The organism is Arthrobacter senegalensis (assembly GCF_059091765.1).
Map to the genome: position 1 here is coordinate 476,356 of NZ_JBNHGZ010000002.1, position 21,951 is coordinate 498,306.

A 21,951-nucleotide genomic window follows, 5' to 3' on the forward strand; every position below is an offset into this window, starting at 1 on the left:
GAACACGGCTGCGCCCCGCGCGTCAAACTGCGACGGCGCGGGGCCAACCGGACTTCGTGTGGGCTACGACTTCACCGAGATGGAGTCGATAGCCGCCTTGGCCTGCTCGCGCAGGGTCTCGGAGATCGGCGCGTTGCCGGCCGAGTCCTGCGCGGCCTGCTGTCCTTCTTCGCTGATCACGTAGTTGCCGAAGGCCTTCACCAGGTCAACGGTGTTCTGATCAGCATATGTCGAGCAGTAGATGTGGTAGGAAACCAGCACGATCGGGTAGGCGCCGGATTCGGTGGTGTCGCGGTCGAGGTCCAGGGACATGTCAAGCTCGCCGCGGCCCTCGACCGGGGTGGCAGCCTCAACGGCCTTGGACGCGGCCTCGGGGCTCAGTTCGACGTATTCCTCGCCGACCTTGACCTTCACGGTACCCAGGTCGCCGACGGCCGAAGCGTCGGCGTAGGTGATGGCCCCGTTGGTCGCGGTGGTGGCGGAAACCACACCGGAGGTGCCCTGGGCGTTCTCGGCCTGGAGCTTGGCGGGCCATTCCCCGGAGACTTCGTCGGTCCAGACGTCGCCGGCGGCGGCAGCCAGGTACTCCACGAAGTTCTCGGTGGTGCCGGACTCGTCGGAGCGGTGGACCACGGTGATGGGGGTGTCGGGCAGTTCCACGCCCTCGTTCTGCGAAGCGATGGCTTCGTCGTTCCACGTGGCGATTTCGCCGCGGAAGACCTTGGCAATGGTCTCGGCATCCATGTTGATGGAGTCCACGCCTTCGAGGTTGAAGGCGACGGCGATCGGGGAGACGTAGCCGGGGATGTGCATGGCGCCGTCGGGGCCGCAGACCTCCTTGGCCTGCTCCCATTCTTCCTCGTCCATGTAGGCGTCCGAGCCGGCGAACTGCACGCCGCCGGCCAGGAAGGCGTCGCGGCCGGCACCGGAGCCGTCCGGCGAGTACTGCACGCTGGCCTCGGGGTTCTGCGCGCCGAAGCCGGCAATCCAGGCCTGCATGGCGGAATCCTGCGAGGAAGCGCCCGCGCCGGAGAGCGTGCCCGAAACCGTTGCTGCGGTCTCGGTGCTGCCTGCGGCGGCCTGGCTGCCGGTGGCGTTGTCGGAGCCACAGGCCGTCAGCGCCAGCGCTGCAACGGAGAGGACGGCGGCCGCGCGGCCGATGCGAAGTGCCTTCACGTGTATGGTCCCTTTCAGGGTGAGAACGGATCAGGACGACCGGACGTGTTTTCGCCCTGGCGTCGTGCTCCCTCGAGGCTATGGGCGCCACGTAAAGAATGTGCACGGCCAAAGTGAACGCAAGGTGAACAAGACCGGACGGTTTACTAACCGACGGCGTGCAGGCCTTGCCTTTGTGAGCGCACTCATACTAGGGGCGGGGGTCGGGCCGGGGTCTTGCAGGCCGGACGGGCGCCCGGGGGCGGCCGTGCCGAGGCCGTGGGCCCGGACGGGGCCTTGCCGAGGCCGGGTGGGGCCGGTCTAGGCCGGGCGAGCCCCGCCTAGACTGGGAACATGAGCGCAGGCACCCCGTTGGCACAGGCCCGGTCGTTCCTGCGCAAACGCGGACGCGCCGGCTTCAGCCGCAGCAAGTCCTCGGTCATGCCCGCGGTGCGGATCACCTTCTGCGCCGTTGCCGCTTACGTCGTGGCCGAGCAGGTCTTGGGCCACGAAGGCCCGCTGTTCGCCGCCACCTCGTCCATCATTGCGCTCGGTTTCTCCACGGGGCCCCGGGCGCGCAAAGTGCTCGAAGTGGCCATCGGCTGCACGCTGGGCATCGCGGTGGGCGATCTGCTGCTGCACTTCCTCGGGCCGGGCATCTGGCAGGCAGCCCTGGTGCTGCTGGTTTCCATCCTCCTGGCCCGGTTCCTGGACAGCGGCACCATCTTCACCACGCAGATGGCGCTGCAGTCGGTGCTGGTGGTGCTGCTGCCCGCCCCGGACGGGGGGCCGTTCACCCGCAGCCTCGATGCCGTCATCGGCGGCGCCTTCGCGATGCTCGTGACCATGTTGATCCCCGGCGACCCGCGCTCCGAACCGCGTTCCAAGCTGCAGACGCTCCTCGACGAACTCGCCTCGGTGCTGCGCGAGTGTTCCGTCGCCCTCGCCCACAGCGACTCCACCAAGGCCTGGCACGCCCTGGTTAGGGCGCGGGGCAGCCAGAACCTGATCGACGACGTCCGCGGCAGCTTCAGCTCGGCACGGGAAGTGGCCCGGATTTCGCCCGCGCACCGCCGCCACCGGGACGAAGTGGGGGACCTGCAGGATGCTGCGGAGATGGCGGATTTGGCCATGCGCAACAGCCGGGTCTTCTCCCGGCGCCTGACGTCCGTGATCAACCACGCGGCCATGTCCGACGAGGCGATCGCAAGCTTCTCCGAGGTGCTCCAGGAGACCGCCGACGCCGTCGAAATCCTCGCTGCCGGGCTTTCCGACCGGGACCCGGGCGCCCGCGAACGCCGGCTCTCCGGCGCCCGCAACGATCTGGCGGAGATTGCCACGCGCCTGCACCCCAAGACCCTCGGCGTCATCACCCTGGAGGGCGAGGGCCTGATCCTGGTCTTCCGGCCGCTCATGGTGGACCTGCTCAAGGCCGCCGGGCTGAGCCAGGACGACGCCACGTCCTACCTGCCCAGGCTCTGATTGTCCGGCGCCCCGGTTACTGTGGGTCCATGAGCACCAAGACCCGTTCCAAGGCCCCCGCCTACCGCTGCGCCGAATGCGGCTGGAGCACGGCTAAATGGGTGGGCCGGTGCGGCGAGTGCCAGGCCTGGGGAACGGTTGAAGAGGCCACCCAGGTGGTGGCGCGCACCACGGCCGCGGCCGCCGTCTCGCGGCCCGCGGAACGAATTGCCGACGTCGATGCCACCACCGCGGCCTTCCGGGCCACCGGCGTGGGCGAACTCGACCGGGTGCTCGGCGGCGGCCTGGTCCCCGGTGCTGTCATCCTGCTGGCCGGCGAGCCGGGCATCGGCAAGTCCACCTTGCTGCTGGATGTTGCCGCCCGGGTGGCCCGGCTGGACCGCGACGTGCTCTACGTCACCGGCGAAGAGTCGGCGGCCCAGGTGAAGCTGCGGGCCGAACGGATTTCGGCGGTGGCGGACAACCTGTACCTGACCGCCGAGACAGACCTCGGGATAGCGCTGGGGCACGTGGAGCAGCTGGAGCCGGCGCTGCTGATCGTGGACTCGGTCCAGACGCTCAGCAGCAGCGCGGTGGAGGGAGCCGCCGGCGGCGTGACGCAGGTGCGCGAGGTCGCCGCCTCGCTGATCAACGCCGCCAAGCGCAAGGGCATGACCACCATCCTGGTGGGGCACGTAACCAAGGACGGTTCGATCGCCGGGCCCCGGCTGCTGGAGCATCTCGTGGACGTGGTCTGCCAGTTCGACGGCGACCGGCACTCGCGCCTGCGGCTGGTGCGTGCGGTCAAGAACCGCTACGGCCCGACCGACGAGGTGGGTTGCTTCGACCTGACCGAGGCCGGCATCGAAGGCCTGACGGACCCGAGCGGCCTGTTCGTGTCCCGGACCAAGGACCCGGTCTCCGGCACCTGCATCACCGTGACGCTGGAGGGTCGGCGGCCGCTGGTGGCCGAGGTGCAGGCGTTGCTGGCCGAGACCTCCAATGCGCAGCCGCGGCGCGCCACCAGCGGGCTGGATTCTTCCCGTGTGGCCATGATGATGGCCGTGCTGCAGCGCCGCGCCTCCATGTCGCTGCACAAGGACGACAGCTACGTGGCGACGGTGGGCGGGGTCCGGCTCAGCGAACCCGCCACGGACCTGGCCACCGTGCTGGCCATCGCCTCGGCCAAGACCAACCAGCCGCTCCCGGCCCAGCTGATCGCCTTCGGCGAGGTCGGCCTGGCCGGCGAAGTGCGGCCGGTACCGGGAATCTTGCGGCGGATCCAGGAGGCCGAACGGCTCGGGTTCACGCACGCGATCGTGCCGGCGTCCCCCGACGGGGCAGGCCAGGTGCCGGCCGGCTTCACGGTCAAGGAAGTACACACAGTCTCCGAAGCGCTGTCCACGCTGTTCCGCTGAGCGCCGGGAGCGGATTAGCCGAGGTCCGGCCTTATCATGGACCCTGGGGCTGTCAGGACGGCGGCCTCGTCCCCATGCCCGCCGGCCCTAAGGAAACTCCCCCATGGTCAAGAGCCCCGAGGACGCCCTTAAGGCGACCCTGGCCCGTGTAGCTCCGGGAACCCAGCTGCGCGACGGGTTGGAACGGATTCTCCGCGGGCGCACCGGCGCGCTCATCGTGCTCGGCTACGACCAGCAGGTGGAAAAGATCAGCAGCGGCGGCTTCGACATCGGGATCGATTTCTCCCCCACCCGGCTGCGCGAACTGGCCAAGATGGACGGGGCGATCGTCTGCGACAAGGACGCGGCGAACATCCTCAAGGCCGCCGTGCAGCTGGTCCCCGACCCGTCGATTCCCACGCAGGAGTCGGGCACGCGCCACCGCACCGCCGAACGGGTCGCCATTCAGACCGGGCTGCCGGTCATCTCGGTCAGCCAGTCCATGCAGATCATCGCGTTGTATGTGGAAGGCATCCGGCACGTGCTGGAGGGCTCGGAGCCGGTGCTCGCCCGCGCCAACCAGGCGCTGGCCACGTTGGAGCGGTACCGCGCCCGGTTGGACCAGGTCACGAGCTCCTTGTCCGCACTGGAGATCGAGGCCATGGTCACCGTGCGGGACGTGGCGGTCACCCTGCAGCGGCAGGAAATGGTCCGCCGCATCTCGGACGAGATCTCCCAGTACGTGCTGGAGCTCGGCGTGGACGGGCGCCTGCTCTCCCTGCAGCTGGATGAACTGACCTCGGGACTGGGCCCGGACAGCGAGATGATCCTGCGCGACTACGCGGACATCAAGGGCGGCATCGACGTCGACGCCGCCCTGCACACGCTGCGCGGTTTCACGTCTAACGACCTGATCGACCTGGGCCGCGTCGCCAGCGTGATCGGCATCCAGGTGGGGCAGGACTCCCTCGACGCCGTGGTCCAGCCGCGCGGCTACCGGCTGCTGGCCGCAGTCAAGTCGGTGCCGCGGGCGGTGGCGGACCGGCTGGTCGACCACTTCGGCGGACTGCAGTCGCTGATGGCGGCCAATATCGACGACCTGATGGCGGTGGACGGCATCGGCGAACAGCGGGCCCGCGTGATCCGCGAGGGCCTGTCCCGCATCGCCGAAACCAGCCTGCTGGACCGGTTCCTCTGATCCCTTCGGGCGTGCGCTAGCGCAGTTCGAACACGGTCTTGTCGCTGGTCTTCTTGTCCAGCTTGGTGACCAGGACGTAGGTGCCCGGCTGCGGGTTGGCTTCCACCGGGGTGCAGCCCGGTGCGGTGCGGTTCCGTTCCCAGACGAAACGGGCCTGCTCGGCCTTGCCCGGTTCAAGGGTCATCATCAACGGCTCGGGGTCGACCTGGCAGTCCTTGGAGGAAAAGATCCGGTCTTCTCCGCTGGTGACCAGGAATTCCATGGCGTCGGTGCCGACGTTGACTTCGCACGGCCCCTTGCCCTCGTTGGCCACCTCCAGGATGAGGGTGGGGTTCTCCCCGCTGCCGTAGGCCGGGGCGTCCGTTTCCGCCCGGACGACGACGTCCTGGTACTCGCAGCCTGCCGGGCCCGGCGATGCCGGGCTGGCGGACGCGGGACTGGAGGCCGCCGGTTCCGGCGCCTCCGCCGCTGCTTCGGGATCTCCCCGGCCCAGCAAACCGGCGACCCACCATCCGGCGGCCACCAGGGCGGCCAGCAGCAGCACGGCCAGGGCCAGCACCATCAGACGACGGCGGCGGTAAACGGCAGGGCTGGGCCGCCGGACGGGAGCCTGCCCGCGGGTGCCGGATGTGCCGTTGCCTGCCATGCCTTAAGGCTAAGGACAGCGGCGGCCCGTGCCGTCACCACCACGCCGGGCAGTACAGTATTGGTTGGTCACACCGTAGGAGTTCCATGCCCCGCCCCGCCGCCGCACCGGCACCGTCCACAGAACCGGCAGAAGCCGAACTGCTGCATTCGCGTATCCGGACCTGGTTCGCGGCCAGCGCGCGGGACCTGCCCTGGCGCCGCGCGGACTGCAGCCCCTGGGGCATCCTCGTCAGCGAATTCATGCTGCAGCAGACCCCCGTGGTCCGGGTGCTGCCTGTCTGGGAGCAGTGGATGCGGCGCTGGCCGCGCCCGGCCGACCTCGCCGCCGATCCGGCCGGGGAAGCGGTCCGGGCCTGGGGCAGGCTGGGGTATCCGCGCCGTGCGCTGCGCCTGCATGCCGCAGCTGCCGCCATCGTGGACCGGCACGGCGGCCGCGTGCCGGATGACCATGCCAGCCTGCTGCAGCTCCCCGGCGTCGGAACCTACACCGCGGCCGCCGTCGCTTCCTTCGCCTTCGGGCTGCCGGAAACCGTGGTGGACACGAACATCCGTCGCGTGCACGCCCGGCTGGTCAGCGGAGCCGCGCTGCCCGCGCCATCGCTGACTGCCGCCGAAATGCGCACGGCGCACCAGCTGATGCCGGCCCACGGCACCAAGGAGTGGAATGCCGGCGTCATGGAACTCGGCGCGCTGATCTGCACGGCGAGGTCGCCGCAATGCGATGCCTGCCCCGTGCTGGACCGCTGTGCCTGGGTCAGGGCCGGCCGGCCCGAGGCCCATTACGTGCCCAAAGGCCAGGCCTGGGCGGGCACCGACCGGCAGGTGCGAGGGGCCATGATGGCCGTGTTGCGCGAGGCCGAGTCCTCGGTTCCACGCGAGGTCCTGCTCGGCAGCGTTGACCTGGCCGATCTGCCCGCGGCTTACCGGACGCCGCTCGCGGCACTGCGCGCACTGCCTGCCGGGGACGAACAACTCGGCCGCGCCCTGGACGGGCTCATCGCGGACGGTTTGGCCGTCGCGTCGGGCGGGGGCGTCGGCCTGCCCGGGTAGGAAACCGGTTCCTGCAGCCGACGGGTGAGAGCGCAGCCTGCGCTGCGGCCCGGCGGGGCCGCTAGTTGTCGCCGCCGCCGGAAGGATTTTGCCGGCCCCCGACACTTCAGTCGGCCTGGCCGCCCGGTCCGCCTGGGCCGCCGCTCTGCTCCTGCTGGTCGTCGTCGGCGTCACCGGCCTTGTCCTTGAGGCCGTCCAGCTTGTCTCCCTGCAGTTTGGCCGAGCCGTCCTGCTGCTCTGCCTTGCCGCCGCCGGGGTTACTCTCCACACCCATGGTCATCCTCACCGTCGCGCCGGCACGAGGGGCCGGCTGTTCCCTCCCCAACGCCTCCACCCTAGGGGCCCGGGCGGAACGTGTCGACGGACGGGCGATCAAAGCCTGCGGATCATCCGCGTGTTGCCCAAGGTATTGGGTTTGACCCGGGCCAGGTCGAGGAACTCCGCCACGCCTTCGTCCGTGGAACGCAGCAGCTCGGAATACACCTCGGGGTCCACCACCGACTGGTCGGCCATCACCTCGAAACCGTGCCGAGTGAAAAAGTCCACCTCGAAGGTCAGGCAGAACACGCGGCTGACGCCCAGGTCCTTGGCGGCGGCGATCAGCTCGTCGAGCAGGGCCCGGCCCACTCCCCTGCCCCGCCAGTGCGCCGCGGTGGCCAGCGTGCGGACCTCGGCGATGTCCTCCCACATGACGTGCACGGCCCCGCAGCCCACGATCTCGCCCGCCGGGGTCTCCGCGACCCGGAACTCCTGGATGCCTTCGAAGTACGCCACGGCCTCCTTCTCCAGCAGCACCCGCTTGTCGGCCAGCGGCTTGACCAGCCGGCGGATCTGGACGACGTCGGAGGTGCGGGCGGGGCGGATACTGAAGGCGTCGGTCACCCAGCCAGTCTAAAGCCCCAGTTCGGCCGGCAACTCCGTCTCCTGCTCCAGCACGTGGCGGGCGAGGAAGTTGCACACCACCGAATACCAGATCCGGGCATGTTGCGGTGAGAGCACCCAGTGGTTCTCGTCCGGGAAGTACAGGAACCGGTGCGGGGTCTTCCCGTCCGCTCCGGCGGCCAGCTGCGAGCGTGACAACAGTTCGTACCAGAGCCGCAGCCCTTCCCCGATCGGCACCCGGTAGTCCTTGTCCCCGTGCACCACCAGCATGGGGGTGTTGATGTTCTGCACGTGCAGGTGCGGGGAGTTCTCCAGGGCCATCTCCGGCGTCATCTCCCGCTCCCAGTACGGGGAGACGTCCGTCGTCGGCCCGAACTGGTCCAGCGCCCAGAGGCTGGCGTGGGTGACGATGGCCCGGAACCTGTCGGTATGCCCGGCGATCCAGTTGGCCATGTAACCGCCGAAGGAACCGCCCATCGCGGCCGTCCGCGTCCCGTCGATGTCATCACGCTGCACGGCGGCGTCGGTGATGGCCATCAGGTCCTCATAGGGCGCCTGCCCCCACTGCCCCCAGCCCCGCCGGATGAAGTCGTCGCCGTAGCCGGTGGACAGGGCCGGGTCCGGCAGCAGGACCGCGTACCCCTGCGCCACCTGCAGCCAGGGGCACCAGCGCCAGCTCCATGCGTTCCAGGAGCCGAGCGGGCCGCCGTGCACCCACAGCACCAGCGGCGCCGGCTTTTGCGCTGACGCTTCAGCGGGCAGGGCCAGCCAGGCGCGCACCGGAATGTTCGCGCCCCGGGCGGCCACCGTCGTCGTGATCTCTTCCAGCCTCCCGCCCACCTCCGGGCGGGGTGCGGGCGAGGGCAGGACCGTGGCCTCGCCGGAGGACAGGTCGATGCGCACCGGCTCGGGCGGAAACAGGTAGGAGCTGCGCAGCGCGTAGGCGAACTGCCCGTCCGGGCTGACCACGACGTCGGTGTAGGCCGCATCGTCGTGCGTCACCTGGCGCACGGCACCGGTGAGGGCGTCGATGCAGAACACCGGGGTGCGGCCGCCGTCGTCTGCGGTGACCAGCAGGCCCGAACCGTCGGGCAGCCAGGCTGCGAGGCTGGGCCAGCGGTCCCAGTCGGCTGCCAGCGGCCGCAACTCGCCGCCGGCCAGCGGGAGCAGGCCCAGGGTCACGGAAGGAATGGTCTGCGGCCCGGAGACGGTCTCGCAGACCACCACAACGGTGCGGTTGTCGGGGCTGACCGGGCCCGGCGCATAGTCGGTGTCCGGGCTCTCGAGCAGGATCCGCTGCACGCCGGTGGCCGTGTCCACGGCGGCCAGCACGCTGCGGGCGTCGCCCCGCGCCAGCGGCCGGCGGACGTTGACTGCCAGGGTGGCGCCGTCCGGGCTCAGCTCGGCGGCGGTTTCCAGCAAGGCGTTTCCCGCCCAGCCGGTGATGTTGCGCAGCCGGCCTTGCGGCTCGTCGTCCACGGTTATGGTTCGGGCAGCCTCCTCCGCATTGTCCTCCAGTACGAAGTGCCGCTTCTGTCCCGGCCCCAGATCGTGGTCCCAGAAGCGCACCGGGTACCCGGAATGCAGGACCGCCGAGACCTTTTTGTCCTTCCGCGCGGCACGGCGGTCGGCGTCGTCCTCTTCATCGACGGCCCCGCCCAACACCTGGGCGTCGACCACCACGGTGTCGGCCGCCTGCGCGCAGCGCACCGCCGCGATTCCGCCCGGGCGGGAGAGCACCACCCGGCTTTCGCCCCCGGCAGCCGGCAAGCGCCACAGGGCCGGGATCGGTTCCTTCTCCGGGTCCTCGGGATCCGGGCGGGCGGACGTGAAGTACAGGTCGCCGTTGCGGGCAAAAGCCGCGCCGGACTCGCCCTTCGAGCTGCGCGTGATCCGGCGTGCCGGGCGATGACCGGCCGGGTCGACCTCCCAGAGGGACGAGACGTAGTCGGTGGAGGCGGGGTTCAGCACGCTGACGCAGGTTACCAGGCGGCTGCCGTCCGGGCTGAGGGCCAGGGAGCCGAGCCGCGGCAACGCGATGAAGCGGTCCAGGTCGTGGAACGGGGTGGCGGCACCCTGCTGGAGGGGCAGCTCGGGCCGCATTTCGGAAGTGATTGCTTCAGAACGCATGGGGTAAGTAAACACTACTTGTGTGCCGGATCACAGGAGATGGCGGCAACTCGCGGCTTTGCTACGCCCCCTCCGGCCCCCGGGGTCAAGGAGCCCTCCGGTTAAACAGGAGAACCCCGGCCGAAGCCGGGGCTCTCCTGCGCAGTACAGTGCAGGCTACTGGGACAGTGCCGGGGTGTCCGGGACTCCCTCGATTGCCTTGGGCGCTCCGGTGCTGCTGAAGACGAACGTCGCGGCGTCGTCTTCACCCTCGACGTCCACGTGGATGGTCTCGCCCGGGTGGAACTCGCCGAAGAGGATCTTCTCGGAGAGCTGGTCCTCAATCTCCCGCTGGATGGTCCGGCGCAGCGGCCGGGCACCCATGGTGGGATCGTACCCGCGGGTGGCCAGCAGCACCTTGGCCGCGTCGGTCAGGTCGATCTTGAGGTTCTTCTCGGCGAGCCGCTTCCGCAGGCGCTCGACGAACAGATCCACGATCTGGACGATTTCTTCCTCGCTCAGCTGCGGGAAGACCACGGTGTCGTCGACGCGGTTCAGGAACTCGGGCCGGAAGTGCTGCTTGAGCTCATCCTGGACCCGGGCGCGCATCCGCTCGTACCCGGTCTTGGTGTCCGTGCCGGACTGGAAACCGGTCATGACGCCCTTCGAGATGTCGCGGGTGCCAAGGTTGGTGGTCATGATGATCACCGTGTTCTTGAAGTCAACCACGCGACCCTGGCTGTCCGTCAGGCGTCCGTCCTCGAGGATCTGCAGCAGCGAGTTGAACAGGTCGGCGTGCGCCTTCTCCACCTCGTCGAAGAGCACCACGGAGAACGGGCGGCGGCGGACCTTTTCGGTCAGCTGACCGCCTTCCTCGTAGCCCACGTAGCCCGGAGGGGCACCGAACAGCCGCGAGACAGTGTGCTTCTCCGAGTACTCGGACATGTCCAGGGTGATCAGCGCGTCTTCCTCGCCGAAGAGGAATTCCGCCAGGGCCTTGGCGAGCTCGGTCTTGCCGACGCCGGTGGGGCCGGCGAAGATGAACGAGCCGGAGGGACGGTTGGGGTCCTTCAGGCCGGCACGGGTACGGCGGATCGCCTGCGAGATGGCTTTGATCGCCTCGTCCTGGCCGATCACGCGCTTGTGCAGCTCGGCCTCCATGTGCATCAGGCGGCTGGACTCTTCCTCGGTCAGCTTGAACACGGGGATGCCGGTGGAGTTGGCCAGCACTTCTGCCACCAGGTCCTCGTCCACCTCGGCGATCTCATCCAGGTCCCCGGACTTCCAGGCGCGTTCCTTTTCGGCCCGCTCGTCCTGCAGCCTGCCTTCCTGATCCCGCAGCGTCGCGGCGCCCTCGAAGTCCTGGGCGTCAATGGCCGATTCCTTCTGCTTCTTCAGCTCGGCGATGCGCTCGTCGATGTCCTTGAGCTCCGGCGGTGCGGTCATCCGGCGGATGCGCAGCCGCGCCCCGGCCTCGTCGATCAGGTCGATTGCCTTGTCCGGCAGGAAGCGGTCGGAGATGTACCGGTGGGCCAGGTGCGCGGCGGCATCCAGGGCGCCGTCGGTGATGGACACGCGGTGGTGCGCCTCGTAGCGGTCCCGCAGTCCCTTGAGGATCAGCACGGCGTGCTCCACGGACGGCTCTTCCACCTGGATCGGCTGGAACCGGCGCTCCAGCGCGGCGTCCTTCTCGATGTGCTTGCGGTACTCGTCCAGGGTGGTGGCACCGATGGTCTGCAGTTCGCCACGCGCCAGCATCGGCTTCAGGATGGAGGCCGCGTCGATCGCGCCCTCGGCGGCACCCGCACCCACCAGGGTGTGGATCTCGTCGATGAACAGGATGATGTCGCCACGGGTCCGGATTTCCTTCAGGACCTTCTTCAGCCGCTCCTCGAAGTCACCGCGGTAGCGTGACCCGGCCACCAGGGACCCCAGGTCCAGCGTGTAGAGCTGCTTGTCCTTGATGGTCTCCGGCACGTCGCCGCGGACGATCGCCTGGGCCAGGCCCTCGACCACGGCGGTCTTGCCGACGCCGGGCTCACCGATCAGCACCGGGTTGTTCTTGGTGCGGCGGGAGAGCACCTGCATGACGCGTTCCATCTCGTGCTCGCGCCCGATGACCGGGTCGAGCTTGGATTCACGCGCAGCCTGTGTGAGGTTCCGGCCGAACTGGTCCAGCACCACCGATCCTGCAGGAGTGCCTTCCTGCTGCTGGCCGGCGGTGACCGGCTCCTTGCCCTGGTAGCCGGAGAGCAGCTGGATGACCTGCTGGCGCACGCGGTTGAGGTCGGCGCCCAGCTTGACCAGCACCTGCGTGGCCACGCCTTCGCCTTCGCGGATCAGGCCCAGCAGGATGTGCTCGGTGCCGATGTAGTTGTGGCCAAGCTGGAGGGCCTCGCGCAGCGACAGCTCCAAAACCTTCTTGGCACGCGGCGTGAACGGAATGTGGCCGCTCGGAGCCTGCTGGCCCTGGCCGATGATCTCCTGGACCTGCTCACGAACGCCGTTCAGGGAGACGCCGAGGAACTCCAGTGCTTTGGCGGCAACGCCCTCACCCTCGTGGATCAATCCGAGGAGGATGTGTTCGGTGCCGATGTAGTTGTGGTTGAGCATGCGGGCTTCTTCTTGAGCCAGCACGACAACGCGACGGGCACGGTCGGTAAATCTCTCAAACATCTCGCACACTCCTAGCTACTGCGTACTTTGATGCTACGTGTCCGGATGGCTGTTGTGCGTTCTGTTCGCCCTAGGGGTAATGCCCCCTGCAGGACGGCAAACGGGGCGGACAGTTGCCTATCCGCCCCGCCGATCGATCTGCCCGTGGTTGAACGGGCCGCCCGTTATCCCCCGTGGGCGGCCTTGTAGGCCTCGATGATTTCGGATTGCACACGTCCGCGGTCGCTAACGTTGTAACCGTTCTCCCGTGCCCACGCGCGGATCGCCGAGGCGTCCTGGTTGCGTGTGCCGCCGGCCGGCTTGGCGGCCTTGGAGCCCCGGGCAGGAATCTTCCGGCCGGAAGAGATGTACGGCTTGAGCGCGTCGCGAAGCGCCTCGGCATGCGATGAAGAAAGATCAATTTCGTAGCTGCTGGAATCCAAGCTGAACCGGACCGTTTCATCGGCCGAGCCACCATCCAGATCATCAACCAGAATGATTTTTACTTCTTGCGCCACAGAAGGCTCCTTTTGGGTGGGTGTATCTATATGTCCGGTATAATCCGAACCATACTTATTATGTCCTACACTCCATTTCAAGGCAATACAGCCGGATTCGATCGTCCTGCAATCCCGCCATGGATCAGATCCGATTTGACCAGGTGGGAAATACCGGTATAGCGCGGGCGAATGTGATTAAAGGAAAAACCCCGGACAATTGATGCTTGTCCGGGGCCTTCCCCTATTCCTCGCGGCCTTCGGCCGCGCGCCTTTTGGCCTCGCGTTCGGCCTCGGCCAGCGCTTCGCGTTCTTTCCGGTCGGCGTTGAATATGGCTTTCATCACGAAATAGAACAAAAGCCCGACACCCAGCGACGGCGCAAGTACCCACAGATATTCCATGCTCAGCCCAGCTCCGGCTTCAGCAGCGGGAACAGAATCGTTTCGCGGATTCCCGCCTGGGTGAAAAGCATCACCAATCGGTCGATGCCCAGTCCGATACCGCCCATCGGCGGCGCGCCGTATTCGAGGGCACGCAGGAAGTCTTCGTCCAGTTGCATCGCTTCCTCGTCTCCGGCCGCCGCCATTCGCGACTGCTCGGTCAGGCGTTCGCGCTGAATCACCGGATCAATCAGCTCGGAGAAAGCGGTGCCGCGTTCCATGCCCCCGATAATCAGGTCCCAGGCCTCAATCAACTCCGGATTGTCGCGGTGGTTGCGCGCGAGCGGCTGCGCTGCCGGCGGGTAGTCGTAAACGAAGGTCGGCTGCAGCAGCGTCGGTTCGACGATTTCACCGAACAGCTCGACGACCACCTTCTGGGTATCCCACTTCGGGTCGATCTTCACGCCGTGCTGTTCGGCAATGTCGCGCAGCTCTTCACCGCCCGTCTGCGGGGTGATTTCCCGGCCCACCGCTTCGGACAAACCGGGATAGACACCCAGCCAGCGCCATTCCCCATTGAGGTCAATAGTGCCCTGCGGGGTTTCAATGACGCGCGTGCCGATGGTGTCGGCCACATTCAGGATCATTTCCTTCATGCGCTCCCCCATGACGAACTGGTCGGCATACGCCTCGTAGCTTTCCAGCGTGGTGAATTCGGGGCTGTGGGTGGAGTCAACGCCTTCATTGCGGAAGATCCGGCCGATCTCAAAGACCCGGTCTATGCCGCCGACCACCGCGCGCTTGAGGTACAGCTCCGTGGCAATGCGCAAGGTCATGTCCTGGTCAAAGGCGTTTAGGTGTGTCTCGAAGGGACGGGCCGTCGCGCCTCCGTGCACCAGTTGCAGCATGGGGGTTTCCACTTCCACGTAGCCGTGGGAGTGCAGGGTTTCGCGGATGGAGCGAATGACGGCGGCGCGGGTGTAAACCATCTGGCGTGCTTCGTCGCGCACCATGAGGTCCACGTACCGCTGCCGCACGCGGGTCTCTTCACTCAGGCCGGCGTGCAGCACGGGCAGCGGACGCAACGCCTTGGAGGCCATCTGCCAGCTGTCGGCCATCACGGACAGCTCGCCGCGCTTGGAGCTGATGACTTCGCCGCGGATGAACACATGGTCGCCCAGGTCCACGAGGGCCTTCCAGTCCGCGAGCGCTTCCTCGCCGATGTTCGCCAGGCTCAACATTGCCTGCAGGCGGACGCCGCTGCCTTCCTGCAGGGTCGCGAAGCAGAGTTTGCCGGTGTTGCGGATGAAGACCACGCGCCCGGACACTCCCACGACGTCGCCGGTGGTCTCGTCTGCCTCGAGGTGGCCGTACTTTTCGCGCACCTCGGCCAGCGTATGGGTCCGGTCCACGCCCACCGGGTACGCCTCGACGCCGCGCTCCAAGAGTTTGGCGCGCTTGGCCATGCGCACGTGCATCTGCTCGGAGGCGTCGGCAGCCTCGGCTGCGGGATGTGGGGTGGGAGAATTATCGCGGGTCACGGTAGTTAAGGGTACCGGTACCGGGGCCGGGCCAGCCAAACGTCCCGGAGCTTCCATCCGCGGACGTCAGTAGCCGAGCTGCGCGTTGTCGATCAGCCGAACCGGGCCGACCTGCGCGGCGACCAGCACCAAAGCCTCGCCGGTGAACGGGGTCTCCCTGCAGTTGAAGGCCAGCGGCTCGAGCGTGCGGGGATCCACCACTTCCAGGTAGTCCAGCCGGACGGGCGGCACCGACTCGATCATGGCCAGCGCGCCGTCCACGTCCAGGGGTTCGTGCCGGTCGGCCTGTCCGCGGAGATACGCCAGGCTGCGGGAAAGCACCAGCGCCGCTTCCCGCTCGGCGTCGTTGAGGAAACGGTTGCGGCTGGAGAGTGCCAGCCCGTCGTCGTCGCGCACTGTGGGCACACCCACAATGTCCACCGGGAAGTTCAGGTCGGCCACCATCCGCTTGACCAGCACGAGCTGCTGCGCGTCCTTCTGGCCGAAGTAGGCGCGGTAGCCGGCCGCGACGGCCGCCGCGGGCAGCCCGTAATGGAGCAGCTTGGCCACCACGGTGAGGGCGCCGTCGAAGTGGCCCGGCCGGGAGGCGCCCTCGAACTTCGCGCCCAGCGCGCCGGCGTCGATCCTGACCAGCGGCTCGCCGTCCGGGTAGACCTCTTCGACTGCGGGGGCAAACACCACGTCCGCCCCGCACGCCGCCAGCAGGTTTAGGTCGGCTTCCAGCGTGCGGGGGTAGCGGTCCAGGTCCTGCTGCTCGCCGAATTGGAGCGGATTCACGAACACGGAAACCACGACGACGTCGCACGCCTGCCGCGCGGCCCGCACTAGCGCAGCGTGGCCTGCGTGCAGCGCTCCCATGGTCGGGACCAGCCCCAGCGAAGGCCGCCCGGCGGCGCCGGCTGCCGCCAGCAGGCCGGCCGTGGCGTCCTTCAATTCGGCATGGGTTTTCACCAGGCGGGGGCGGGTCGTCACGCGTTCTCCTCCGGAAGGGACTGGGCAAGGATGTCCAGGATTTCGGTTGCGCGGGCCTCTTTGAGCAGGCCGCGTTGCAGGGCACGCTGGGCCGTGGCCCGGGCCAGCTCCTCGTAGGCCAGCCGGATGTCGGTGCCGCCCGAATCCACCTCGCGGCGCAGCAGCGCCTCGTGGTGGCTGCGGACGGTGCCCGCGTCGCCGCGGGCAACCGGCCCGGTCAGGGCCGCTTCCCCGGAGGCCAGCGCGTTCTCCAGGGAGGCCCGCATCAGCCCGCTGAGCACCCGGTCCGGCTGCTCCACGCCGGCCTCGGCCAGCAGTTGCGCCGACTGGGCCGCGATGGTCACCAGATGGTTCGACGCGTGCGCCAGGGCGGCGTGATAGAGCGTGCGGTCCTTCTCGGCGATGACCACCGGTTCGCCGCCCATCTCCACGACCAGCGCCTGGGCGATCGGCAGCACCGTGGCCTCGGCCGTCACCCCGAAGCTGCAGTCATTGAGCCGGGCCAGGTCCAAGCTCATGCCCGTGAACGTCATGGCCGGGTGGATGGCCAGCGGGATGGCACCCTTGGCCCGGGCCGGCCCCAGCACGGCGGTGCCGTAGCGTCCGGAGGTATGCACCACGAGCTGGCCCGGCTGCCAGACCCCGGCCGCGGCCAGACCGTCCACCAGCTCCGGCAGGGCATCGTCCGGCACCGCCAGCAGCACCAGTTCGGCCCGTTCCACGATCTCGGGGATCTGCAGCACCGGAACGCCGGGCAGCAGGTTCTCCGCCCGCTCCCGGCTGTCCTCGGACACCGCTGACACCCCGACGACGGCGTGCCCCACGCCGCGCAGCGCGGCACCGAGGACGGCGCCGACCTTGCCGGCACCGATCACGCCGATGCCCAACCGTCCGGGCCTACTCCTGCCCGCCATCGCGGCCCTCCTTGCTTCCTTGTGGTTCGTCCTGCTGCGCCGGCCCGCGGACGCCGCCCGCGGGCCCCTCGGCCGCCCCGGGGACGGGACCGGCCCCGGACTCCCGGGCTTCCAGCCAGCGTTCCGGGACGCTGCGGCGCCGGGCCGCGGCGGCCCGGACCGACTGCTCGTCGAAGAGCCGGCGGGCGGTGTCGGCGTCGACCTGGTAGATCACCGGCGTGACCGGTCCGGCGGTCGTATGCAGGCGCAGGTCCGCCACGCGCAGGCGGCGGGCCAGCGGGCCCTGGTGCAGCGCGATGGACTGGGTCCGCTCGTGCGGCACCACCGAGAGGCTGCGCCAGAGCCGGCCGCTGCGGGCCAGCAGGGCGGTCCCGGTGACGGCGAAGCCGTTGCGCCGCCAGGTCAGCCAGGACAGCCACCGCACCCGCCGCGGCGAGGTGACGAATCCGCCGTCGGAGGCGCCGGCGTCGTCCCTGTCCTTGCCCGCGATTCCGTCAAGGCCCGCCCCGAAGACGGTGAACGGGTCCTCGGTGCCCGGGTCCGGGAGCACCAGCGCAAGCATCTGCATCACTTCCTGCTGCGTGCCCACCGGCAGCAACGTGGTGCGGGCGCCCGCGTTTTCCGCGCTGAGGCCGTAGCCGGCCACGTTCACGCGCATCCGGTACCAGCCCTTGAGGCGCCACAGCGGCGACTGCATGATCTCCACGGCCTGCACCCGGCCGGGCGGGACGGTCTGCGCCCGGGTCTCCAGCAGGCCGTAGCGGAGCCGGATGCCGTCCGGGGAGATGGCGGCGCGGAAGTTGTAGCCGGTGCTGAACGTGGACCAGTAGCCGGCCACCACCCCGAACGCCGCGGGGACCAGGAAGGCCGGGCCGAACGCGGCACCGAACACAAAGGTCGAGAGCCCGGCCGCGATCAGCATGATGAGCAGGAACAGCGTGGTTCCGGACAGCAGCGCCGCGCCGAGGATACGTCCGCCCGGGATGGCCAGGATCTGCTGTTCGGGGGCTTCGGCCACCGCTTCCTGGGGGTGCGCGGGATCGCCGCGCAGGCCGGCCGCCCGGGCCAGGATGGTGGCGCGCAGCTGCTGCGCCGACGCCAGCGGCAGGTAGGCGAGCCGCACGGCCGATTCTCCGGCGTCGGCCACTTCGAATTTAAGTTCGGCCAGGCCGAAGATCCGTGCCAGCAGCGGCTGGATGACGTCGATCGCCTGCACCCGGTCCAGCCGCGCCTGGCGGTGCTGGCGGAACAGGACGCCGGAGTTCACCCGGACATGGTCGTCGGTGACCTGGTACCGGGTGAACCACCAGGAGAGGAAGAATCCGCCCACCAGCAGCAACGCGACCACGACCATGACCAGCACGGTCCAGACGGCGCGGCCGCCGCTCAGTCCCCAGAACTCGTCGCCCCGGAACATGGCCTCGAACCAGTCCCGGCCGAAGAAGTAGGCGATCGCCGCCAGCGCAATCCAGCCGCGGACCAGCGGCGAAACGGGGTGAACCCGGTGCCAGGTGCCGGTGGCGTCCGGTGCCAGGGGCACCCCTTGGGAGGCCGGCACTACTTCGCCGGGCGCGTCCGGCCCCTGCCCGGGCAGCGGGGCCTGCCCGTTGCTGCCGGGTACGGTCATAGCCCGGCCAGCCTTGCCTGCCCGCGGTCGGAGAGTTGTTCGCGCAGCCGGGCTCCTTCTGCCGCGGGCACCCCCGGAATGCCGGCGTTGGTCTGCGGGCTGGCGGTGTGCAGCTTCACCGAGCACAGGCCGAAGGCCCGCTCCAGCGGCCCCACGCCGACATCCACGTACTGCATCCGGCCGTAGGGGACCACCATGACGCGCTGGAAAAACAGTCCGCGCCGGATCAAAAGGTCCTCGTCGCGTTCGGCATACCCGATGGCCCTGACCTGGCGCGGGATCAAGAGCCCGGCCCAGACGCAGAGCGTGAGCGTGCCCAGGCTCAGCAGCCAGCCGAGCCACGCCGGGAAGCCGGGCCAGAGGCCGGTCAGCGCCAGGACGAGCGGGGTGGACAGCAGGGCGACGGCGACGACCGTGAAAATGGCCCAGCTGACCAGTCGTACGGTGACGTACTTGGGCGAGACCCGGATCCAGCTGATGCCGGCCGGATCGATCGCTTCGCTAGGCATACTCCCCCTCGCCTTGGGCCTCGGTACCGTTGTCCTGGGCCGCTTCGGTGTCCTCGGGCGGAAGTTTGCAGAAACGCTCCACCACCAGCCCGATCACCACCATGACCAGGCCACCGCCCATCATAGCCAGCACGGCCGGCAGCGCCCCGAGGCCAGGCCGGTACAGCAGCAGCATGAGCTGGTCCACCATGATGCCGCTGTGCCAGCCGAAGATCAGCGACCCGGCATAGGCGCAGGCCTGCGCCAGCACGAGGGTGCGGGCCGCGAGTACCGGATTCAGCTCCTTGTCCCGGTTGCCGTTGCGCCAGCGGCGCACTTTGAGGCCGAGCACCAGGGTGAAGACGGCGATGGCGGCCATGGTCGCCAGCGAGGAGAGGTGCAGGACGGGCACCGGCAGCCCGCCGCGCCCGGCGAGCAGGTTGCCCAGCCAGCCCAGCACGGCCGTGACGACGGCGATGGTCGCCAGCCAGCGGTATCTGATGGTCCTCACGAAGCCCCCACCCCGCCGGACACTATTGACCGGCTTCGAACGGCTCGGATTCGTAAGGTTCCACGCCGTCCAGGTCGCCGGCCGCCTGGGCCAGTTCGCCGACCGGGACGCCGTTGAGCGTGGCGTTCGAGTCCATCCAGGCCCAGGGCGCCAGCACGAAGGCGCGTTCGTGCGCGCGCGGGTGCGGGATGACTAGGTCCTCGTCGTTGAGCACCAGGTCGCCGTAGGTGATGATGTCCACATCCAGCGTCCGCGGCCCCCACCGCACTTCGCGGGTGCGGTGGTGCTTGTTTTCCACGGCCTGGCAATGGGCCAGCAACTGGTGCGGGTCCAGGTCGGTCTCCACCTCAAGCACCATGTTCAGGTAGTCCGGCTGGTCCTCGGGACCGCCCACCGGCTTCGTCTGCACCACGGCCGAGACTTCGCGCAGCCGCACGTGGGGGCTGTCCACCAGGTCCGCCACCGCGTGCGAGAGGGTGTCGCTGCGTGCGCCGAGGTTGCTGCCCAGCGCCAGGACCGCGCGGACGCTCACGGCTGCTCCCGGTAGATGCTGACCGTGACATCGGAAAACTCCACCTGGATGGGTGCCTGCGGCTTGTGCACCGTGACCTCCACCGCCTCCACGGCGAACGTGCGCAGCACATGGTCGGCTATCCGTTCGGCCAGTGTTTCGATCAGCTGCAGGGGCTCGCCGGCGATGATCGCGTCCACCTGGTCGGCGAGCTCGGCGTAGTTTGCGGTCTTCGCCAGGTCGTCGTCGGCCGCGGCGGCCCGAATGTCGGTGTGGAGGGTGACGTCGACGACGAACGGCTGGCCGCCGCGGCGCTCATGCTCCAGCACGCCGTGGTAGCCCGTGGCCTTGATGCCGGAAACCCTGATGAGGTCCGGCCGTGCCGGAGATGCTGGCGTCACGTCCCGGCCTACTTGGTCCAGGCGGCGGCTACTTTGACCGCGTCCAGCGAGGCGCCGGCGTCGTGCACGCGCACGCCCCAGGCGCCGTTGGCGGCGGCCAGCGCGGAGACCGCCAGCGTGGCCTCGTCGCGTTCCTTGGGTGCGGCGGCCTTGCCGGCGGTGGTCAGCAGGGAACCGAGGAACCGCTTGCGGGATGCGCCGACCAGCACCTTGTGGCCCAGTTGCGCGATCCGGTCCGTGGCGCGCAGCAGCTCCCAGTTGTGTTCGGCGTTCTTGGAGAAGCCCAGTCCCGGATCCAGGATGATCTGCTCCGGCGCCACGCCGGCGGCGACGAACTTGTCCCGCAATTCGGTCAGCTCCGCGAGGACCTCGGCCACCACGTCCTGGTAGTCCGCCTTGGGGTCGACCTCGCGGGCGTCCCCGCGCCGGTGCATCAGGATGTAGGGGACCTGGCGCTCGGCCACCAGGGCGGGCATGTGCGGGTCGTGGGTCATGCCGGAGACGTCGTTGACGATGGCTGCCCCGGCGTCCAGCGCCTTGGCCGCCGTGTCCACGTGCATGGTGTCCACGCTGATCAGGGCGCCGGCCTTGACCAGTGCCTCGATGACGGGGAGGATGCGCTTCTGCTCTTCCTCGGGGGTGATCGAGTCGGCGTTGGGGCGGGTGGATTCACCCCCGACGTCGATGATGTCGGCGCCGCCGTACAGCAGCTTCAGCCCGTAGGCGATCGCCGCTTCCTTGTTGGCGTGGTCGCCGCCGTCGCTGAACGAGTCCGGGGTGACGTTCAGGATGGCCATGACGACGGCACGGTCGGTGGGCAGGTCCGCGAACTTCTTCGGCGCACGCGCCTTGCGCAGCACGGGCAGCGGCGACGTGGCGGGTCCGGTTCCGGGGACTGCGGCGAGTGAATCCATCTATCTGTACCGTCTCTTCTCTTCGCTATCGTCCGATAATCAGGCTCATGGCCTCGGCTCGGGTGGCCTGCTCGCGCAATTGGCCGCGCACGGCCGAGGTGACCGTCTTCGCCCCCGGCTTGCGGACCCCGCGCATGGACATGCACATGTGTTCGCATTCGACGACGACGATCGCGCCCTTGGGCTCCAGGTACTTGACCATGGCCTCGACGATCTGCGTGGTGAGGCGTTCCTGCACCTGGGGGCGCCGGGCGTAGATTTCCACCAGGCGGGCGAGCTTGCTCAACCCGGTCACTTTACCGTCATGGGACGGAATGTAGCCAATGTGGGCGGTGCCGTGGAACGGGACCAGATGGTGCTCGCAGGTCGAATAGAACGGGATGTCCTTGACCAGCACCATTTCCTCATGGTTGATGTCGAACGTGGTGCCGAGAATGTCCGCCGGGTCCTGATGCAGGCCGGCAAACACCTCCGCGTACGAACGGGCGACCCGCTGCGGGGTTTCCCGCAGGCCTTCGCGGTCGGGATCTTCGCCGACGGCGATGAGGATTTCGCGCACCGCTTTCTCGATCCTGGGCAGGTCGATCAGCGGGTCGAACTCCAGCTCGGCGACAACGTCATCGTATTCGGTCACGTCT

The 21,951-nt window shown here is 68.8% G+C and carries 22 protein-coding genes; 4 read left to right on the top strand and 18 right to left on the bottom strand.

The features are described from left to right. Nucleotides 1-63 precede the first annotated feature (63 nt). Entirely contained in the window at nt 64-1,176 is a 1,113-nt protein-coding gene (pstS, locus tag AC5RVG_RS07630) for a phosphate ABC transporter substrate-binding protein PstS (RefSeq protein ID WP_494001946.1), read from the bottom strand. Nucleotides 1,177-1,509: 333 nt separating this feature from the next. On the opposite strand from pstS, the gene AC5RVG_RS07635 reads away from it, so the two are divergent. The 3 genes from AC5RVG_RS07635 (at nt 1,510) to disA (ending at nt 5,211) form a co-directional block, all read left to right on the top strand. Beyond that, nucleotides 1,510-2,637, top strand: a complete 1,128-nt coding sequence (locus AC5RVG_RS07635) for an FUSC family protein (protein ID WP_494013364.1) — start codon at nt 1,510-1,512, stop codon at nt 2,635-2,637. A gap of 29 nt (nt 2,638-2,666) precedes the next feature. Continuing rightward, complete coding sequence (radA, locus tag AC5RVG_RS07640) at nt 2,667-4,034, top strand: DNA repair protein RadA (protein WP_493978326.1); 1,368 nt, start codon at nt 2,667-2,669, stop codon at nt 4,032-4,034. A 103-nt stretch (nt 4,035-4,137) separates the two neighbouring features. Continuing rightward, nucleotides 4,138-5,211 (top strand): DNA integrity scanning diadenylate cyclase DisA, encoded by a 1,074-nt coding sequence (gene disA, locus AC5RVG_RS07645; RefSeq protein ID WP_494001944.1) that lies wholly within the window; start codon nt 4,138-4,140, stop codon nt 5,209-5,211. Nucleotides 5,212-5,227: 16 nt separating this feature from the next. Here the strand turns inward: disA and AC5RVG_RS07650 are convergent, their stop codons facing one another. Next, nucleotides 5,228-5,857 carry a hypothetical protein gene (locus AC5RVG_RS07650; protein ID WP_494013365.1) on the bottom strand — a complete coding sequence of 210 codons (630 nt, stop codon included), beginning with the start codon at nt 5,855-5,857 and terminating at the stop codon, nt 5,228-5,230. A gap of 86 nt (nt 5,858-5,943) precedes the next feature. Here AC5RVG_RS07650 and AC5RVG_RS07655 point away from each other — a divergent pair, with 86 nt between their 5' ends. After that, nucleotides 5,944-6,909 (top strand): HhH-GPD family protein, encoded by a 966-nt coding sequence (locus AC5RVG_RS07655; protein WP_494013366.1) that lies wholly within the window; start codon nt 5,944-5,946, stop codon nt 6,907-6,909. 106 nt (nt 6,910-7,015) lie between these two features. Here the strand turns inward: AC5RVG_RS07655 and AC5RVG_RS07660 are convergent, their stop codons facing one another. From AC5RVG_RS07660 to folE, 16 genes are all read right to left on the bottom strand, one after another. Then, entirely contained in the window at nt 7,016-7,183 is a 168-nt protein-coding gene (locus tag AC5RVG_RS07660; RefSeq protein ID WP_494013367.1) for a hypothetical protein, read from the bottom strand. A gap of 98 nt (nt 7,184-7,281) precedes the next feature. After that, a complete protein-coding gene (locus tag AC5RVG_RS07665; RefSeq protein WP_493988474.1) occupies nt 7,282-7,791 on the bottom strand; it encodes an amino-acid N-acetyltransferase in 510 nt (169 codons plus the stop codon). A gap of 9 nt (nt 7,792-7,800) precedes the next feature. Next, entirely contained in the window at nt 7,801-9,921 is a 2,121-nt protein-coding gene (locus tag AC5RVG_RS07670) for a S9 family peptidase (RefSeq protein ID WP_494013368.1), read from the bottom strand. Nucleotides 9,922-10,077: 156 nt separating this feature from the next. Beyond that, a complete protein-coding gene (locus tag AC5RVG_RS07675) occupies nt 10,078-12,576 on the bottom strand; it encodes an ATP-dependent Clp protease ATP-binding subunit (RefSeq protein ID WP_494001939.1) in 2,499 nt (832 codons plus the stop codon). Between the two features lie 164 nt (nt 12,577-12,740). After that, nucleotides 12,741-13,073 (bottom strand): histone-like nucleoid-structuring protein Lsr2, encoded by a 333-nt coding sequence (locus AC5RVG_RS07680; protein ID WP_493978319.1) that lies wholly within the window; start codon nt 13,071-13,073, stop codon nt 12,741-12,743. A gap of 223 nt (nt 13,074-13,296) precedes the next feature. Next, entirely contained in the window at nt 13,297-13,455 is a 159-nt protein-coding gene (locus tag AC5RVG_RS07685; protein ID WP_494013369.1) for a hypothetical protein, read from the bottom strand. Nucleotides 13,456-13,457: 2 nt separating this feature from the next. Then, on the bottom strand, nt 13,458-14,975 hold the full coding sequence (gene lysS, locus AC5RVG_RS07690) for a lysine--tRNA ligase (protein ID WP_494013370.1): 1,518 nt from the start codon (nt 14,973-14,975) through the stop codon (nt 13,458-13,460). 66 nt (nt 14,976-15,041) lie between these two features. After that, complete coding sequence (panC, locus tag AC5RVG_RS07695) at nt 15,042-15,947, bottom strand: pantoate--beta-alanine ligase (protein WP_494013371.1); 906 nt, start codon at nt 15,945-15,947, stop codon at nt 15,042-15,044. Next, the gene (locus AC5RVG_RS07700) at nt 15,944-16,861 is read right to left on the bottom strand and encodes a Rossmann-like and DUF2520 domain-containing protein (protein ID WP_494013372.1); all 918 of its coding nucleotides are present in this window, start codon (nt 16,859-16,861) and stop codon (nt 15,944-15,946) included. Before AC5RVG_RS07700 ends, panC begins: the two co-directional genes overlap by 4 nt. Continuing rightward, complete coding sequence (locus AC5RVG_RS07705) at nt 16,845-18,488, bottom strand: PH domain-containing protein (RefSeq protein WP_494013373.1); 1,644 nt, start codon at nt 18,486-18,488, stop codon at nt 16,845-16,847. The genes AC5RVG_RS07700 and AC5RVG_RS07705 overlap by 17 nt, the downstream gene beginning before the upstream one ends. Then, a complete protein-coding gene (locus tag AC5RVG_RS07710; RefSeq protein WP_494013374.1) occupies nt 18,485-18,997 on the bottom strand; it encodes a PH domain-containing protein in 513 nt (170 codons plus the stop codon). Before AC5RVG_RS07710 ends, AC5RVG_RS07705 begins: the two co-directional genes overlap by 4 nt. Continuing rightward, entirely contained in the window at nt 18,990-19,487 is a 498-nt protein-coding gene (locus AC5RVG_RS07715; RefSeq protein WP_494001933.1) for a DUF3180 domain-containing protein, read from the bottom strand. Before AC5RVG_RS07715 ends, AC5RVG_RS07710 begins: the two co-directional genes overlap by 8 nt. 22 nt (nt 19,488-19,509) lie before the next feature. Continuing rightward, nucleotides 19,510-20,019, bottom strand: coding sequence for a 2-amino-4-hydroxy-6-hydroxymethyldihydropteridine diphosphokinase (folK, locus tag AC5RVG_RS07720; protein ID WP_494013375.1), 510 nt, complete (start codon nt 20,017-20,019; stop codon nt 19,510-19,512). Beyond that, complete coding sequence (gene folB / locus AC5RVG_RS07725; RefSeq protein ID WP_494013376.1) at nt 20,016-20,399, bottom strand: dihydroneopterin aldolase; 384 nt, start codon at nt 20,397-20,399, stop codon at nt 20,016-20,018. Before folB ends, folK begins: the two co-directional genes overlap by 4 nt. Before the next feature lie 8 nt (nt 20,400-20,407). Further along, nucleotides 20,408-21,313: a dihydropteroate synthase gene (gene folP / locus AC5RVG_RS07730; protein ID WP_494001930.1), complete on the bottom strand. Its 906-nt coding sequence runs from the start codon at nt 21,311-21,313 to the stop codon at nt 20,408-20,410. 25 nt (nt 21,314-21,338) lie between these two features. Then, nucleotides 21,339-21,947: a GTP cyclohydrolase I FolE gene (gene folE / locus AC5RVG_RS07735; protein ID WP_494001929.1), complete on the bottom strand. Its 609-nt coding sequence runs from the start codon at nt 21,945-21,947 to the stop codon at nt 21,339-21,341. Between the last annotated feature and the right edge of the window lie 4 nt (nt 21,948-21,951).

Bases quoted from the DNA above. Each gene is read 5' to 3' on its own strand.
- AC5RVG_RS07635 (WP_494013364.1), top strand. From the start codon at position 1,510: ATGAGCGCAGGCACCCCGTTGGCACAGGCCCGGTCGTTCCTGCGCAAA.
- radA (WP_493978326.1), top strand. From the start codon at position 2,667: ATGAGCACCAAGACCCGTTCCAAGGCCCCCGCCTACCGCTGCGCCGAA.
- disA (WP_494001944.1), top strand. From the start codon at position 4,138: ATGGTCAAGAGCCCCGAGGACGCCCTTAAGGCGACCCTGGCCCGTGTA.
- AC5RVG_RS07650 (WP_494013365.1), bottom strand. From the start codon at position 5,857: ATGGCAGGCAACGGCACATCCGGCACCCGCGGGCAGGCTCCCGTCCGG.
- AC5RVG_RS07655 (WP_494013366.1), top strand. From the start codon at position 5,944: ATGCCCCGCCCCGCCGCCGCACCGGCACCGTCCACAGAACCGGCAGAA.
- AC5RVG_RS07660 (WP_494013367.1), bottom strand. From the start codon at position 7,183: ATGGGTGTGGAGAGTAACCCCGGCGGCGGCAAGGCAGAGCAGCAGGAC.
- AC5RVG_RS07670 (WP_494013368.1), bottom strand. From the start codon at position 9,921: ATGCGTTCTGAAGCAATCACTTCCGAAATGCGGCCCGAGCTGCCCCTC.
- AC5RVG_RS07675 (WP_494001939.1), bottom strand. From the start codon at position 12,576: ATGTTTGAGAGATTTACCGACCGTGCCCGTCGCGTTGTCGTGCTGGCT.
- AC5RVG_RS07685 (WP_494013369.1), bottom strand. From the start codon at position 13,455: ATGGAATATCTGTGGGTACTTGCGCCGTCGCTGGGTGTCGGGCTTTTG.
- AC5RVG_RS07700 (WP_494013372.1), bottom strand. From the start codon at position 16,861: ATGGCGGGCAGGAGTAGGCCCGGACGGTTGGGCATCGGCGTGATCGGT.
- AC5RVG_RS07705 (WP_494013373.1), bottom strand. From the start codon at position 18,488: ATGACCGTACCCGGCAGCAACGGGCAGGCCCCGCTGCCCGGGCAGGGG.
- AC5RVG_RS07710 (WP_494013374.1), bottom strand. From the start codon at position 18,997: ATGCCTAGCGAAGCGATCGATCCGGCCGGCATCAGCTGGATCCGGGTC.
- folP (WP_494001930.1), bottom strand. From the start codon at position 21,313: ATGGATTCACTCGCCGCAGTCCCCGGAACCGGACCCGCCACGTCGCCG.